The 15,111-nt window shown below is 65.5% G+C and carries 13 protein-coding genes; 6 read left to right on the top strand and 7 right to left on the bottom strand.

The window, feature by feature from the left end; translation table 11 throughout:
• Positions 1 to 53: 53 nt before the first annotated feature.
• Together AB9O74_RS07685 and AB9O74_RS07690 are read right to left on the bottom strand one after the other, a co-directional pair.
• Positions 54 to 1,298 carry a dipeptidase gene (locus tag AB9O74_RS07685; protein ID WP_369348944.1) on the bottom strand — a complete coding sequence of 415 codons (1,245 nt, stop codon included), beginning with the start codon at positions 1,296 to 1,298 and terminating at the stop codon, positions 54 to 56.
• Between the two features lie 151 nt (positions 1,299 to 1,449).
• Positions 1,450 to 2,619 (bottom strand): class I SAM-dependent rRNA methyltransferase, encoded by a 1,170-nt coding sequence (locus AB9O74_RS07690; RefSeq protein ID WP_369348945.1) that lies wholly within the window; start codon positions 2,617 to 2,619, stop codon positions 1,450 to 1,452.
• A gap of 279 nt (positions 2,620 to 2,898) precedes the next feature.
• Here AB9O74_RS07690 and AB9O74_RS07695 point away from each other — a divergent pair, with 279 nt between their 5' ends.
• Together AB9O74_RS07695 and AB9O74_RS07700 are read left to right on the top strand one after the other, a co-directional pair.
• Positions 2,899 to 3,858, top strand: a complete 960-nt coding sequence (locus AB9O74_RS07695; RefSeq protein ID WP_123730941.1) for a TerC family protein — start codon at positions 2,899 to 2,901, stop codon at positions 3,856 to 3,858.
• A 97-nt stretch (positions 3,859 to 3,955) separates the two neighbouring features.
• Complete coding sequence (locus tag AB9O74_RS07700; RefSeq protein ID WP_176991003.1) at positions 3,956 to 4,738, top strand: rhomboid family intramembrane serine protease; 783 nt, start codon at positions 3,956 to 3,958, stop codon at positions 4,736 to 4,738.
• Between the two features lie 113 nt (positions 4,739 to 4,851).
• Here the strand turns inward: AB9O74_RS07700 and AB9O74_RS07705 are convergent, their stop codons facing one another.
• From AB9O74_RS07705 to rpmH, 5 genes are all read right to left on the bottom strand, one after another.
• Complete coding sequence (locus AB9O74_RS07705) at positions 4,852 to 5,904, bottom strand: glycerophosphodiester phosphodiesterase (RefSeq protein WP_369349077.1); 1,053 nt, start codon at positions 5,902 to 5,904, stop codon at positions 4,852 to 4,854.
• 135 nt (positions 5,905 to 6,039) lie between these two features.
• Positions 6,040 to 7,383, bottom strand: a complete 1,344-nt coding sequence (gene mnmE / locus AB9O74_RS07710) for a tRNA uridine-5-carboxymethylaminomethyl(34) synthesis GTPase MnmE (RefSeq protein WP_369348946.1) — start codon at positions 7,381 to 7,383, stop codon at positions 6,040 to 6,042.
• Positions 7,384 to 7,491: 108 nt separating this feature from the next.
• Entirely contained in the window at positions 7,492 to 9,189 is a 1,698-nt protein-coding gene (gene yidC, locus AB9O74_RS07715; RefSeq protein ID WP_176990744.1) for a membrane protein insertase YidC, read from the bottom strand.
• Positions 9,189 to 9,680 carry a ribonuclease P protein component gene (gene rnpA, locus AB9O74_RS07720; protein WP_176990745.1) on the bottom strand — a complete coding sequence of 164 codons (492 nt, stop codon included), beginning with the start codon at positions 9,678 to 9,680 and terminating at the stop codon, positions 9,189 to 9,191. The genes yidC and rnpA overlap by 1 nt, the downstream gene beginning before the upstream one ends.
• Positions 9,681 to 9,685: 5 nt before the next feature.
• Complete coding sequence (gene rpmH, locus AB9O74_RS07725; protein ID WP_006404565.1) at positions 9,686 to 9,826, bottom strand: 50S ribosomal protein L34; 141 nt, start codon at positions 9,824 to 9,826, stop codon at positions 9,686 to 9,688.
• Positions 9,827 to 10,079: 253 nt separating this feature from the next.
• On the opposite strand from rpmH, the gene dnaA reads away from it, so the two are divergent.
• The 4 genes from dnaA (at position 10,080) to recF (ending at position 15,023) form a co-directional block, all read left to right on the top strand.
• Positions 10,080 to 11,414 carry a chromosomal replication initiator protein DnaA gene (gene dnaA / locus AB9O74_RS07730; protein WP_176990746.1) on the top strand — a complete coding sequence of 445 codons (1,335 nt, stop codon included), beginning with the start codon at positions 10,080 to 10,082 and terminating at the stop codon, positions 11,412 to 11,414.
• Between the two features lie 276 nt (positions 11,415 to 11,690).
• Positions 11,691 to 12,791 carry a DNA polymerase III subunit beta gene (dnaN, locus tag AB9O74_RS07735; RefSeq protein ID WP_019184048.1) on the top strand — a complete coding sequence of 367 codons (1,101 nt, stop codon included), beginning with the start codon at positions 11,691 to 11,693 and terminating at the stop codon, positions 12,789 to 12,791.
• Positions 12,792 to 12,960: 169 nt separating this feature from the next.
• Positions 12,961 to 13,188 carry a hypothetical protein gene (locus AB9O74_RS07740; protein ID WP_369348947.1) on the top strand — a complete coding sequence of 76 codons (228 nt, stop codon included), beginning with the start codon at positions 12,961 to 12,963 and terminating at the stop codon, positions 13,186 to 13,188.
• A gap of 737 nt (positions 13,189 to 13,925) precedes the next feature.
• Complete coding sequence (gene recF / locus AB9O74_RS07745) at positions 13,926 to 15,023, top strand: DNA replication/repair protein RecF (RefSeq protein WP_369348948.1); 1,098 nt, start codon at positions 13,926 to 13,928, stop codon at positions 15,021 to 15,023.
• Positions 15,024 to 15,111: the final 88 nt, after the last annotated feature.

Here is a 15,111-nt window from a genome sequence, read left to right on the forward strand (position 1 = left end):
CCGACGCCATGGACCGGTAGAGCCGAGCATGGCTCGGCACTACCGGTCCGGGATCAGGGTTTGGCTGCCTGTTGGGCATGCGCCTGGGCCTGCGCCATCACCCTCAGCAGGTTGCCGCCCCAGATACCGGCGATCTGCTTCTCGCTGTAGCCCTTGCGCAGCAGCCACGCGGTGATCTTCGGCAGCTGGCTCACGTCCTGCAGATCAGCCAGGCCACCGCCGCCATCCCAGTCCAGCCCGATGCCCACGTGCTCAGGGCCGACCACCTTCAGGATGTGCTCGAAGTGGGCGAAGAAATCGTCGAGCGTGGCCTTGCGCAGCGGGATGCGCTGGTCGATCTCTTCCAGCCCCTTCTTCAGCGCGACGCCCTGCTGGATGCTCATGCCGTCGTAATCGGTACCGAGCTGTTCCATCAGGGCCGTCTCGGCCTTCTTGCGCGCCTCGCTCTTGCCGGTATCGATCAGGTAACCGCCATACGCGTTGACCTGGATCACGCCGCCGGCCTTGGCCAGCCGCTTCAGGCGCACATCGTCGAGATTGCGCGGATGGTTGTAGATCGCCTTGGCCGAGCTGTGCGAGAGCACGAACGGCACCGGCATGCGTTCGATCAGATCATCGAACACCGCATCGGAGGCATGCGACTGGTCGATGACGATGCCCAGCCGCACCGCTTCATCGACCAGCGCCTTGCCGGCCGGGCTCAGGCCCTTCCACTCGGCGCCCTTGGGGTCGGTGGCCGAATCGGCGAACTCGTTGTTGGCGAAGTGCACCGTGCTGAGCAGGCGCAGACCGGCCAGGTGGTAGTAGCTGAGCAGCGTGGGGTCGTCGACCAGCGGGCTGGCGTTCTCCATGCTGATGTAGACCACGCGCTTGCCGGCGGCCTTGATGCGCGCGGCATCGGCGGCGGTCAGCGCGAGCTGGAAGGTGTCCGGATGCGCGGCGAGCATCTCGCGGATCTCGGTCAGGCGCAGCAGGCCGGCATCGCGGTCATGCTGGTGCGCCTGCGCGCTGCGGTCGCCCTGGTCGGTGTAGATCGCCCAGAAGCCGCCATCGAGCGCACCTTCGACCATGCGCGGATAGTCCACCTGCGACAGCGCGTTGTGATCGTGCCGCTGGGTGATGTCGAAGCCGTCGCGGTGGAAATTGGCCGGCGTGTCGAGGTGGCTGTCCAGGGTCAGCAGCCGGTGCTGCAGCGTAGACGCCCTGGCCAGTTCCTGCGGGGTGAATTCGATCGCGTGGGCGGCCAGTGGCGTGCACAACGCCAGCGAAACCAGCAAAGACAGACTGCGCAACGTCATGACGCCTCACCTTGGATGGGAAGCGTCAGACCATAGCGCCGTAGCGCCTAGCTGGGTAGGTGCCGACCGTTGGTCGGTACCGGCAACAGAGCGCACCGACCAACGGTCGGTGCCTACCCGATGCCTAACGTGGCCGGGATCCCGGTGCGGATCAATCCACCACGCGGCAGAACACGGCCTTGAGGTAGCGCGATTCCTGCACGTGGGCCATGAACGGGTGGTCCGGGCCGGCGCCGGCCACCTTCAGGATCTGGATGGTGCGGCCGGCGTAGAACGCGGCGCGGCGCAGCATGTCCAGGAACTGATCCTCGGCCACCAGGCCGGTGCACGAGAACGTGGCGAGCAGGCCACCGGGCTTGACCACGCCCAGCGCCAGCTTGTTCATGTCCAGGTACTTCTTCAGCGCGGTGATGACCTGGTCGCGGTCGCGGGTCATCTTGGCCGGGTCGAGGATCACCACGTCGAACTGCTCGCCGCGGTTGGACGCATCGCGCAGCCACGGGAAGATGTCGGACTGGATGAACTTCGGTCGCACGTTGTTGAGCTTGGCGTTGCCCTTGGCGATGGCGATCACGTCTTCATCGATGTCGATGCCGACCACCTCGGCCGCACCGCGCGCGGCGGCGTACACCGCAAAACCGCCGGTGTTGCAGCACAGGTCCAGCACGGTCTTGCCTTCCACCTGCTGGCTCAGCCACTGGCGGTTCTCGCGCTGGTCGGCGAAGAAGCCGGTCTTGTGCGCGCCGGCCGGGTCGGCGCGGAACTTCACGCCGTACTCGGTGATCACCGACGCTTCGGTGGTGGTGTTGCCGTGGAAGTCGAAGCTCTCCTGCTTCTGCACGTGTTCGTCGGCGAAGCTGTGGAAACGGCAGCCCGGGAACTGCTCGCGCAGGGCCTCGTAGACCCACTCGCGGTGGCGGAACATGCCGGCGGCGAAGAACTCGACCACGACCAGATCGCCATAGCGGTCCACGACCAGGCCGGACAGACCGTCACCTTCGCTGTGGACCACGCGCCAGGCATCGGAGATCTCGTCCAGCTTGAGCACCTCACGACGCAGCGACACCGCCTGGGCGATCTTGCGCGAGAACCAGCCGGCGTCGACCGGGATGGCCTGATCGGTCTCCAGGATGCGCACGGCGATGCGCGAGTGACCGTTGTAGAAGCCACGCCCGATCCACTCCCCATCCACGCCGACGACGTCGACGAGGGCACCGGGTTTGGGACGGACGGCCGGCTTTTCGACCAGTTTCTGGAAGATCCACGGGTGGCTGGAGCGCCAGGAGTTCTTGAGGCGGACAACGGGAAGGGGGGTATTCATGGGCGTATTGTAAACGGCCCCCGGCCCCGGCCGGCAGGCCGCCAGTTGACGGCGGCCGGGCCACCCCGCAGAATCGGCCGCAGAAGGGGAGTAGCTCCCAGACGTTGTCGCCGTCAATTCGAGCCCGCAGGCTCCGGTGCAACGGCAGTCCCATCCATCGGGATTGCGAGCGAGACCTTCGCCGTATGGCGAAGCTCTGTCCCCGGATCCCCCCGATCCTCCGTTGCAGATCCTCGCCGTCCGGCTTGAGGCATTCTATTTTTCCAACGGACAAACCCAATGCAGACGATCGGTAATGTGTGGTTGTGGGGCGGCTTCGGCGCGGTGGTGATCATCGCGTTGCTGGTCGATCTCGTTTTGATGCGACACGGCGGGCCGCACAAGGTCACCTTCAAGGAGGCCCTGTGGTGGTCCATCGGCTGGGTCGCGCTGGCCCTGGCCTTCAACGGTGGCCTCTGGTACTACCTGAATGAGACCGCCGGCCAGGTGGTGGCCAACAAGGTCGGCCTGGAGTTCCTGACCGGTTACCTGGTCGAGAAAGCCCTGGCCGTGGACAACATCTTCGTGTTCCTGATGATCATGGGCTACTTCGCGGTGCCCGAGGAACAGCGCCAGAAGGTGTTGATCATCGGCATCCTGGGCGCGATCGTGCTGCGTACGATCATGATCTTCGCCGGCAGCGTGCTCCTGACCAAGTTCCACTGGCTGCTCTACGTGTTCGGCGCGTTCCTGCTCTTCACCGGCTGGAAGATGTGGTTCTCGGCCGGCAGCGAGCCGGATCTGGAGACCAACCCCGCCCTGCGCTGGATGCGCAAGCACCTGCGCCTGCTGCCGGACTATGCCGGCAATGCCATGAGCGTGATGCGCGATGGCAAGCGCTGGTTCACGCCGCTGTTCGTGGTGCTGATCCTGATCGCGGTGACCGACGTGATCTTCGCGGTGGACAGCATCCCCGCGATCTTCGCGATCACCACCGACCCGTTCATCGTGCTGACCTCCAACGTGTTCGCGGTGCTGGGCCTGCGTGCGATGTTCTTCCTGCTGGCCGGCATGGCCGATCGCTTCCACCTGCTGCCGTACGGCCTCGCCCTGGTGCTTGCCTTCATCGGCATCAAGATGATGCTGATCGACATCTTCAAGATCCCCACCCCGATCTCGCTGGGCGTGGTGGCGGTGATCATCGCCGCGACCGTGGTGTTGAGCCTGAAGAACCCGCCGAAGGAAGGCGGCCACGCCTGACCGACCGTGCCGCCTGCGGGATTGTCCCGCAGGCGGTACCTCTCTCTCCCACGGCGTTGCCCTTGTGTTCATCCGGGGCGACGCCATCCCTAAGGGTATGAACGCCAACCTGCCCCAGCCCACCGGCGCGCCGCCGGTCCCGTCCCGCAACGACCGTGGTGGTGTGCTGCGGGCGTTCAACCTGAGCCTGGCCTTCGTGCTGCTGCTGGTGGCGGTGTATACCGCCCAAGGCCACTTCGACTGGCGTCCGTGGGCGGTTGCCCCGCTGGACAAGGCCGGCCTGCTCGGCATTCTCGGTGCACCGCTGCTGCACGGCTCGATCCAGCACCTGGGTGCCAATGCGGCGGCCCTGCTGATCCTCGGCACCCTGGCCGGCAGCGTCTATCCCAAGGCCACCGTGCGCGCGCTGCCCCTGTTGTGGGTCGGCTCGGGCCTGGGCGCCTGGCTGCTCGGCGATCTGGGCAGCCGCCATCTGGGTGCCAGTGGGATCACCCACGGCCTGATGTTCCTGGTGTTCGTGCTCGGCCTGCTGCGCCGCGACCGGCCGGCGATCGCGGCCGGACTGATCGCCTTCCTGTTCTACGGCAGCATGCTGCTCACCATCCTCCCGCACGAACCGGGCGTGTCCTGGCAGTCGCACATGGGCGGTGCCTTCGCCGGCATCATCAGCGCACTGCTGTTCCGCCTCTCCGACCCGATGGCGCCACGCAAGCGCTACAGCTGGGAGGACGAGGAAGAGGACGACACCGAGGCAGCGCGCGACGCCGATCTGGAACCGCCCTCCCCGACCCGCGTCCCGGTGCTGTGGCAACCGCGCGAGGGCCGCGACTTCGTGGTGCTGCCGTTCCGGCGGCGCGATGAAGGGTCATCGCTGGACTGACCGGCGACGCCATCTGATGGCATGCCGGGGTAGAGCCACGCCATGCGTGGCTGCCGTGCGCCGGACATTCCGATATCGCGCCGATCACCATCGTACCGACCAACGGTCGGTACCTACCGGGTCGCCGGTGTGCCATCCCCATCCACCGCACGCCGGCCCAGCGCTGGATCATCGGTGAAGAACGCATCGATGCCGGTGGCCAGGTAGGCCCGCATCTCGGCGACCGAACCTTCCGCGTTGCGGGCATTCGGCTCGCCGCTGCGGAACTCCGCGGCCTGGAAGTAGTTCTCCGGCCGGAACGTATACGGCACCACCATCAGGCCGGCCGCATGCGCATCGCGTACCAGCGACGTCGGGGTGCCCAGTTTTCCCTGCGCGTCCAGCGGAATGACCATGCGCAGGCTCGGGCCGATGCCATCGGCGTAGGTGGCCACCTCGCGCAGCCCGGCCGGGGTGATCAGGTCGGCATAGCGCTGGCTGCCCTGGGCGGCCAGCACGTCACCGGGCTGCTGCTTCGGGTCACCGAGCAGCTGCAGCAGGCGGATGTTGCTGTCGCGACCGAGCTTGCCGCGCAGGTAACGCAGGTTGCCGACCTCGAAGGACTGGATCGTCACCGGTGCCACGCGCGTATAGGCGTTGCCCTGCAGCGCGGCGACCACCTTGTCTTCCATCGGCAGGCCGATGCGCGTGAAGTAGGTGCCGTGCTTGATCTCCGGTACCAGCCCGATGCCGCGGTTGGCGCGGCCGGCCTGCTGCACCAGGAAAGCGATGATCTCGTCCAGCGTGGCGATGCGGAACTGGCCGTCGAACGCGGTGCTGCGCAGCTGCGGCAGGCGCTCGCGGGCGTACAGGGTTTTCAGTTCGGCAAGGGTGAAGTCTTCGGTGAACCAGCCTTCGATGCGTTCGCCATCGATGGTCTTGACCGCCTTGCGGCTGGCGAACTCGGGGTGCGCGGCCACATCGGTGGTGCCGCTGATCTCGTTCTCATGGCGCGACACCAGCACACCGTCCTTGGTCATCACCAGGTCCGGCTCGATGTAGTCGGCGCCGTCGGCGATGGCCTGGGCATAGGCGGCGAGCGTGTGCTCGGGCAGCAGCGCACTGGCGCCACGGTGGCCGTAAACGGCGGCCTTGGCCGGCGGGGAGGAAGACGATTCAGCGCTCATGGCCACCGATGGTGCCACGGCCAGCGACACCAGCAACACACCTCCCCACAACTGCTTGGACACTGCAAACCCCTGTCGACAAAGAACGCGGTCAGTCTGCTGCAAGGCTGTGACAGCGCGAAGAAAGGCGACCCCCTACTTCCCGATGCAGAAGCTCGAGAAGATCCGCCCCAGCAGGTCGTCGGCGCTCATCCGCCCGGTGATCTCGCCCAGCGCCTCATGGGCCAGGCGCAGTTCCTCGGCGGCCAGCTCCAGGTGCTCGTGGACGAGCTCGGATTCGGCGCGCTCGGCATGGCCGATGGCCTGGCTGATCGCCTCCACATGGCGGGCACGCGCGGAGAACTCGCCGTCCACGCTGTCGCCGGCGCTGCCGCTGGCCAGCGCGCGCAGGCGCGCGTGCAGCTGATCCAGGCCGAGGCCGGTCGCGGCCGAGACATGCACCACGTCCGCGGGGTCGTCGGACGGGATCACGTCCAGCAGGTCGCTCTTGTTGTGGATCCACAGCTGCTGCGGCACCTCGGCGATGCTGTCGCCCACCGCGTCGCGGCCGGCCTGCGGGTCGCGCGCATCGACCACCACGATGGCCAGGTCGGTGCGCTGCATCTCCGCGCGCGCCCGGCGCATGCCTTCGCGCTCGATGGCATCGCCACCTTCGCGCAGGCCGGCGGTGTCGACCAGGGTCAGTTCCAGGCCGTCGATGCGGATGGTTTCGCGCAGGGTGTCGCGGGTGGTGCCGGCGATGTCGGTGACGATCGCCCGCTCACTGCCGGCCAGCGCATTGAGCAGTGAACTCTTGCCGGCGTTCGGCGGGCCCACCAGTACCGCATGCAGGCCGTCGCGCAGTTTGCGGCCGCGCTCGGCATCGTCGCGCAGCCGGCGCAGCGCCTGCAGCGCGGTGACCAGGCCACTGCGCACCTGCGCCCCGCCGAGGGTATCGAGCGGTTCGTCGGCGAAGTCGATTGCCGCCTCCACGTGGATCCGCAGCAGAACAAGCTGTTCTGCGACCTCATCGACGCGGCGCGAGAACACGCCGTCCAGCGAGCGGCGGGCCGCGCGAGCGGCACGGGTGTCACTGGCGGCGATCAGGTCGGCGATGGCCTCGGCCTGGGCCAGGTCGAGCTTGCCGTTGAGGAAGGCGCGCTCGCTGAACTCTCCGGGCCGGGCCTGGCGTGCGCCCAAGGCAATGCAGCGCGCGACCAGCTGCTGCAGCACCACCGGGCTGCCATGCCCCTGCAGTTCCACCACTTCCTCGCCGGTGAAGCTGTTCGGCGCCGGGAACCACAACGCGATGCCGTCGTCGATCACCTCGCCGCCCGCATCGCGGAAGCGCGCGTAGTGCGCGTGCCGCGGCTGCATCGCGCGCACGCCGACTGCTTCGGCAATGGGGCGCGCCTGCGGGCCGGACAGCCGCAGCATGCCGACGCCGCCAGCGCCGGGCGCGGTGGCGATGGCCACGATGGTGTCGGGGGCATGGGTCATGTCGGGCTCACTGCAGCGTGCGGGGAATCAGGGGGCATTCTACGGACCACGCGGCTGCGCGGGCCGCAGATGCAGGAAACCCGCCTTGCGGCGGGTTTCCTGTGTGGCTTACTTCTTGGCGGTGACGACCGGCAGCGGATCGCTGCCATGACGCTTGGTCATCCACCACTGCTGGAGCAGGCCCAGGCCACCGTTGACGACCCAGTACAGCACCAGACCGGACGGCATGAAGGCCATCATGACGCCGAAGACCAGCGGCATCAGCTGCATCATCTTGGCCTGCATCGGGTCCATGCCCGGCGCCGGGGTCAGCTTCTGCGTGGCCCACATCACCGCCACGTTGATCACCGGCAGGATGAAGTACGGGTCACGCGCGGTCAGATCCTGGATCCAGCCGAGCCACGGGGCCTGGCGCAGTTCCACCGATTCCACCAGCACCCAGTACAGCGCGAAGAAGATCGGCATCTGGATGAGGATCGGCAGACAGCCGCCCATCGGGTTGATCTTCTCTTTCTTGTACAGCTCCATCATCGCGGTCTGGAACTTCTGGCGGTCATCGCCATAGCGTTCCTTGAGCTGCGCGATGCGCGGCTGGAAGCGACGCATCTTGGCACCGGACTTGTACTGCACGGCCGAGAGCGGATACAGCACCAGCTTCAGCAGCACCACCAGGCCGACGATCGCCCAGCCCCAGTTGTTGACGACCTTGTGGACCTGGTTGAGCACCCAGAAGAGGCCCTGGCCGATGATCGCCATCAGCGAGAAGCGGCTGTAGTCGACCACGCGGTCCAGGCCCTTCACGTCTTCCTTGGCGATCAGGTTGACCAGCTTCGGGCCGACCCACAGGCGGGCCTCGGTGCTGACCTGCTGGCCCGGGGCCACGGTGAAGGCCGGGCCACGCGCTTCGATCTGGTCGCGGCCGTTGTTCTGCGCCAGCGAGTACTGCGCGGCCTGGTCGGCCTGCGGAATCCACGCGGTGAAGAAGTGGTGCTGCAGCATCGCCAGCCAGCCACCTGTGATGGTGCGGTTGAGGTGGCCGTCGTCCAGGTAATCCTTGAACGCGCGACGCTCGTAACCGTCCTGCGGGCTGAACCAGGTCGCGCCGTTGAAGCTGAACGAGTCCGGGTTGGTCATGCTGCGCGAAAGGATGGTCGGGGTGCGGTCCAGGGTGCGGAACACGTAGCCGCTCCACGGAGCGCTGCCGCCGTTGACCACTTCATCCTTCACCGTGATCGCGTACTCGTTGCGACCCAGCGAGTAGGTACGGCGGATGGTCACGCCGTTCGGGCCGGTCCATTCGAAGGGCACCGTGACCTCGTCCTGGCCCTTGGCCAGCACGAAGTCGTGGTTGTCGCCGACCAGCTTGAAGCCGTTGGCGGCCGGCACCGGCATGGTCTTGTCCTCGCTGATCCAGCCACTCACCGCGCGGTACGGGTGGGTCGCCTCTTCGGTCAGCAGGCGGACCGGCGGGCTGCCTTCTTCCTTGGTCTGCGGGAACTGCAGCAGCTCGGCGTCCAGCACCGTGCCACCGTCCAACACCAGGCGCAGCACGTCGGTGGTGATGGTCACGCGGGCCGGGCCCGTCGCGGCCTGCGCGGTCGGCTGGGTCGCCGGCAGCGTGCCGTCGGCCTGGGGCACGGCGGCACCGGGGATGCTGCCGGCAGCGGCACCCGGCACGCTGGCCTGGGTGGTCTGCGCGGCCACGGCCGGGGTCGGCGGCGCGGCTTTGTCGCGGCCCCACTCCATCCACAGCAACACGGCCACCATCAGCCAGGCAAAAATCAGGAAAACGCGGGTCTGGTTCATCAGCGTGCAGGCTCGGCGGGGCCGGCACGCAATGCCGGCTCGGACTGGGAAAGGGGTGCAACGCCCAGGGGCGGCGGCATTGTGCCGTCCGCGCCCGGCATGGGCAATGCGCCAAGGCGGCGCAGCAGGCGTTCAAAGGCCTGGCGGATTTCGGGATTGCTGGCGGTACGGGCGGCGCTGCGGGCAACGACGACGTAATCGCCGGCACTCATCCACGGCCGTAGATGGCGTGTGGCATCGCGCAACACACGCTTCACTCGGTTGCGACCCACGGCTCGGGGATCGACTTTGCGCGACACCGCAAGACCCAACCTGGCTGGCGTATCGCTCTTCAGCCAGTGCAGGGTCATCAGCGGATCGGACACACGGCGGGCGCCGTTGAAGACCGTTGTATATTCGGCACGCGTACGAACCCGCGCAGAGCGAGGAAATCGCTTGCGCGGGTCGGAACTGCTCACAGTCAGGATTGCGTCTGCCGCGGAAAGCGGCATTGCAATCAAGCGCTCAGGACTTTACGGCCCTTGGCGCGGCGACGCGACAGGATTTTGCGGCCGTCAGCGGTCTTCATACGGGCACGGAAGCCATGGTCGCGCTTACGCTTGAGGTTGCTGGGTTGGAAAGTGCGCTTGGTGGCCATGCGGGCCTCTATATGAAGGGGACGGAAAGAACCGGAAATTCTATAGACCTCATCGAGGTCCCGTCAAGTGTCTGTCACTACGGGAATTCACCGGGCTGTGCAATAGCTGTGGATCATTTTGTGAATAACTTTGGGACAACCATTCCCGGCCCCTCTCGTCGGTGGTAGTCTGCGCCATCCATTCTTCCCCCCTTCCGGCCTGCGGTGCGGCGCTTTTGTTCGCCTATCCGCTGGCCTCAGACGATTATTGCCGATGGATGCCTGGTCTCGTTCCCTCGAACGCCTCGAAGCGGAGTTCCCGCCCGAAGATGTTCACACCTGGTTGAAGCCGCTGCAGGCAGATCTGCGCGCGGACAGCCTGGTGCTTTATGCGCCAAACGCCTTCATCGTCGACCAGGTGCGCGAGCTGTACCTGCCGCGCATCAAGGAGCTGGTGGCGCACTTCGCCGGTTTCGGCGACGTTTTTCTTGAAATCGGCTCGCGTCCGCGTCCGGTAGAGGCGCAGATCGCGTCGATTCCGGGCCTGTCGGCGCCGGCAGCCCCGGCTGAGCCGCTGGTGCCGTTTGCCGGCAACATGGATTCGCACTACACCTTCGCCAACTTCGTGGAAGGCCGCAGCAACCAGCTGGGTCTGGCCGCGGCGTTCCAGGCGGCGCAGAAGCCGGGCGACCGGGCCCACAACCCGTTGCTGCTGTACGGCGGGACCGGCCTGGGCAAGACCCACCTGATGTTCGCGGCCGGCAATGCGATGCGTCAGGCCAACCCGGCAGCCAAGGTGCTGTACCTGCGTTCGGAACAGTTCTTCAGCGCGATGATCCGTGCGCTGCAGGAAAAAACCATGGACCAGTTCAAGCGCCAGTTCCAGCAGGTGGACGCGCTGCTGATCGATGACATCCAGTTCTTCGCCGGCAAGGACCGTACCCAGGAAGAGTTCTTCCATACGTTCAACGCCCTGTTCGACGGCAAGCAGCAGATCATCCTGACCTGCGACCGGTACCCGCGCGAAGTCGAGGGCCTGGAAGCACGGCTGAAGTCGCGGCTGGCCTGGGGCCTATCGGTGGCGATCGAGCCGCCGGACTTCGAAACGCGTGCAGCGATCGTGCTGGCCAAGGCCCGCGAGCGTGGCACCGATATCCCCGACGATGTGGCGTTTCTGATTGCCAAGAAGATGCGCTCCAATGTCCGCGACCTCGAAGGTGCGTTGAATACCCTGGCCGCCCGCGCCAATTTCACCGGCCGTGCGATCACCACTGATTTCGCCCAGGAAACCCTGCGCGACCTGCTTCGCGCCCAGCAGCAGGCGATCAGCATTCCCAACATCCAGAAAACCGTGGCCGACTACTACGGGCTGCAGATCAAGGATCTGCTGTCCAAGCGTCGGACCCGGTCGCTGGCCCGTCCCCGTCAGGTCGCCATGGCCCTGACCAAGGAACTGACCGAGCACAGCCTGCCGGAAATCGGCGACGCCTTTGCCGGCCGGGACCACACCACGGTGCTGCATGCCTGCCGGCAGATCCGGACGTTGATGGAAGCGGACGGCAAGTTGCGGGAAGACTGGGACAAGCTGATCCGGAAGTTGAGCGAATGATGCATGTACGCCGCTAAGGCGTCATCGCATAAAACGGTGCAGAATCCGGTAGTAAGCGCGGGATAGGTTGTGGATAAAAAAGCCGCTCGATTCGACGGTAAAGTTATCCACACCTTTCCCCACCCCTTGGGGGCTAGTAATGCAGAGGGTTTCGCGGTCAGAAATCCTTTTGTTTACAACGGCTTAGTCGTGTTTTCCCGCGATTCTGGCCCTACCAGCACCACCAAGCTTTTGATTTATTCCACATTTTTTTAAAGCATAGGGGCACGGAACCACATGCGTTTCACACTGCAGCGCGAAGCCTTTCTCAAGCCGTTGGCACAAGTCGTCAACGTGGTCGAACGCCGCCAGACCCTGCCGGTTCTGGCTAATTTCCTGGTTCAGGTCCAGAACGGACAGCTGTCGCTGACCGGCACGGACCTGGAAGTGGAAATGGTGTCGCGGATCGCGGTGGAAGATGCCCAGGACGGCGAGACCACCATCCCCGCCCGCAAGCTGTTCGAGATCATCCGCGCCCTGCCCGATGGCAGCCGGATCACCGTCTCGCAGACCGGTGACAAGATCACCGTCCAGGCCGGGCGCAGCCGCTTCACCCTGGCAACGTTGCCGGCGAACGACTTCCCGTCGGTAGACGAAGTCGAAGCGACCGAGCGCGTGGCCATCGGCGAAGCGACCCTGAAGGAACTGATCGAGCGCACGGCGTTCGCGATGGCCCAGCAGGACGTGCGCTACTACCTCAACGGCCTGCTGTTCGACCTGCGCGGCGATGCCCTGCGTACCGTGGCGACCGACGGTCACCGCCTGGCGCTGTGCGAAACCGAGCTGGAAAAAGCCAGCGGCGCCAAGCGTCAGATCATCGTGCCGCGCAAGGGCGTGACCGAGCTGCAGCGTCTGCTGGAAAGCGGCGATCGCGAGATCGAGCTGGAAGTCGGCCGCAGCCATGTCCGCGTCAAGCGCGACGATGTGACCTTCACCTCCAAGCTGATCGACGGTCGCTTCCCGGATTACGAGGCCGTGATCCCGATCGGTGCCGACCGCGAAGTGAAGGTCGATCGTGAAGCGCTGCGTGCCTCGCTGCAGCGCGCTGCGATTCTGTCCAACGAGAAGTACCGCGGCATCCGCGTGGAAGTCTCGCCGGGCAACCTGAAGATCAGCGCGCACAACCCGGAGCAGGAAGAAGCCCAGGAAGAAATCGAGGCCGACACCACGGTCAGCGATCTGGCCATCGGCTTCAACGTGAACTACCTGCTGGACGCGCTGTCGGCACTGCGCGATGAGCACGTCGTGATCCAGCTGCGCGATTCGAACTCCTCCGCCCTGGTCCGTGAGGCCAGCAGCGAGAAGTCGCGTCATGTGGTGATGCCGCTGCGTCTGTGACCTGAGACGCGTAGGTTCCACGTGGAACCGAGTGGTTCAGAGAAGCCCGGCAATGCCGGGTTTCTTTTTGGGCGGAAGAACCGATGTTCCACGTGGAGCATTCAGGGGATGGGCGGATATCGATACCGGTCTGCCCCACGGTTGAACCTTCGAACGTCCAGCCAACGCCTTGGTCGGCGTTCCCTCGGTCGAGCGGTCATCGGCAGCAGTACGTCATCTGGCGCGACGCTCACACGCCAGCCTCGATCCAGCGCTGGCCATCGACCTGGAGGCGATCATCCGATCCATTCGATTGCCCGCTCCCGCCGTGGTCGATTCCCGAAGATCCAGCGTCGTGAACGAGCTCGATTTTCTTCTTGCCTTGGAGCGCGTCGGCGGCCTGCTTTTGAACGGCTGAATCACAGCTCTAAGCTTTTAAAAACTGTATATAAATCTAAAGCTTGGTGGTGGTGGTAGGGCCAGATTTGGTTGAAAAGTAGGTTAAGTGTTTGGTTTGAAAGGGAAATATGGCCTCGAAACCCCCGGTAAAACAGGGTTTAAGCCTGGGGGTGATCCTGTGGATATCTTTCAAGCCCCTCCGAGGGGTGCTTTTTATCCACAGATTGCCCATGGGTTGTGCATAAGTCATACATGGGGGATGTGGACAGTCTCGTTTGGGTCTGCGTGGCGTCCGTTGGATTCTGGACAGCCGTCTCCACCTCCGTCTCGCAGAATTCAAAGAAATGGGCCGTCGGCTCAGATCGAGCCGTCCTGACCGGTGGAAATCAGCGCGAATTTCTTGAAATCTGCACGGCCTCCCTGCTGCGCACGCCTCAGATTTGAAGAAATTCGGCGCGTTTTTGCATCGCGATGCTGCTCATCCAGTGACATGTTCCACGTGGCGCGCCGCATAGGCCCAACTCGGCCTGGGCGGCGGTACCGCAGCGACCGGTCTCTTGTGGTGGCTCGCGCCCTCGGATGGATGTCCTTGGGGGCCCGGATGCCTTCTGGGCCCAGACATCCTGCAGGAAGAGTCGACATCTCCACCGCAGTCCACTCTGCGCGAGGCGGTGTCCCACGTGGAACCAGGTCAATGCAGTAAGCTGATCGATTCCCCCTACCCGTCTGCCGCCCCGTGCGGCGTTGATCGTCCGCATGCACATCCGCCGTCTGTCCCTGCACCAGGTCCGCCGCTTCGATACCGTCGAACTGGCGCCGAAACCGGGCATCAATCTGATCACCGGTGACAATGGCGCCGGCAAGACCAGTGTCCTGGAGGCGCTGCATGTCATGGCGTATGGCCGCAGTTTCCGCGGACGGGTGCGGGATGGCCTGGTACGCCAGGGGCGGGAAGCGCTGGATGTGTTCGTCGAATGGGACGAGCAGCGCGAAGGCGCCGATTCGCCGATCCGTCGAAAAGCCGGGCTCCGCCACAGCGGCCAGGAATGGAAAGGACGGCTGGACGGGGAAGACGTCGCCCAGCTGGGCACGCTGTGCGCAGCGCTGGCCGTGGTGACCTTTGAACCCGGGAGCCATGCCCTGGTCAGTGGCGGCGGTGAACCCCGCCGGCGATTCCTCGATTGGGGGTTGTTCCACGTGGAACCAGACTTCATGGGGCTGTGGCGGCGCTACTCGCGGGCCCTGAAGCAGCGCAATGCCCTGCTGAAGCAGGGCGGGCACCCGCATGCCCTGGATGCATGGGATCGGGAACTCGCCGAGGCCGGCGAACCCCTGACGACCCGCCGCCAGCACTACCTGGAGCGGCTGCAGGAGCGGACCGTGGAACTGGCCGCCGTACTGGCGCCCAATCTGGGCATCCAGTCGTTGAACCTCAGCCCTGGCTGGCGCAAACAGGAGCTGTCCCTCTCCGATGCCCTGCTCCTGGCCCGCGAGCGCGACCGGATGGCCGGCTACACCTCGGTGGGTCCGCACCGGGCAGACTGGAGTGTCGGGTTCGAGACCATCCCCGGGCGGGATGCGCTTTCGCGCGGACAGGCCAAACTCACCGCCCTCACCTGCCTGCTGGCCCAGGCCGAGGACTACGCGGAACAGCGCGGGGAATGGCCGGTCATCGCGCTTGACGATCTTTCTTCGGAACTGGATCGCCGCCACCAGGCGCGGGTGCTGGAGCGGTTGAAGGCGGGTCCCGCGCAGATATTCATCACCGCCACCGAGGTGCCCGCGGCGCTGATCGACGCACCAGATATCACCCGGTTCCACGTGGAACATGGACAGGTCCAGCCTGTGCCATAGTGGTCCCCCAGGGGCCACGGTGCTCGGCTGGTATAATTGCTGTTGCAACCCCTTATTACCCGGCGCCCCGCCTCACCGCGGCGGCCCG

The sequence above is a fragment of the Stenotrophomonas sp. JAG2 genome (assembly GCF_041080745.1).
Classification (GTDB): Bacteria; Pseudomonadota; Gammaproteobacteria; order Xanthomonadales; family Xanthomonadaceae; genus Stenotrophomonas; species Stenotrophomonas maltophilia_AA.